Origin of the sequence: Pseudomonas crudilactis, assembly GCF_013433315.1 — a bacterium.
Taxonomy (GTDB): domain Bacteria; phylum Pseudomonadota; class Gammaproteobacteria; order Pseudomonadales; family Pseudomonadaceae; genus Aquipseudomonas; species Aquipseudomonas crudilactis.
Genome location: NZ_WXVV01000061.1, coordinates 1 through 516, shown reverse-complemented (window position 1 = coordinate 516; position 516 = coordinate 1). Strand labels below are relative to the sequence as shown.

Below are 516 nucleotides of genomic sequence, written 5' to 3'. Positions count from 1 at the left end.
ACCGCTTCGGTGACATCGCCCTCGGCATTGCGCCGGTAGATCCACACCGCATCGCCGCGAGAGCGTTTATGCAGGAAACCGTTGCGATACTCGTAGGACGTGGGTGCGTCAGCCGGCGGAATCAGCGCCACCAGCCGTCCGACCTCGTCGTAGCGGTATTCGGTGATGGCACCCAAAGCATCCTGCTCGGCGATCAACCGCCCCGAAGAGTCATAGGCCTTGAGCTGTTCGCCACCGTCGGCCTCGACCTTGCGCACCAGCCGCGCACGCTCGTCGTGGACGTACGTCTCTTCGGTGCCATCGACGTAATGCACCGCGACACTGCCGTCATCGCTCCAGACGTAGCGCGTGTCCATCTGCGAGAACGACGCCCAGTGCCTGACACACCGAGCGGCTTTCCCCGGCCGCTCCCACTCCCAGAAGAAACTCGCCCCGCCAGCCAGTTGCCGCTGCAGAATCACGTGGGCGTCGTCGTAGTCGTAACGCTCGCTGTCACCGACGGCGTTGCTGGCCTCG

At 64.5% G+C, this 516-nt stretch carries 1 pseudogene; it reads right to left on the bottom strand.

Going from position 1 to position 516, the window contains the following annotated elements:
- A pseudogene (locus GTU76_RS30720) lies at nt 1-516 on the bottom strand (type IV secretion protein Rhs); the annotation flags it as partial.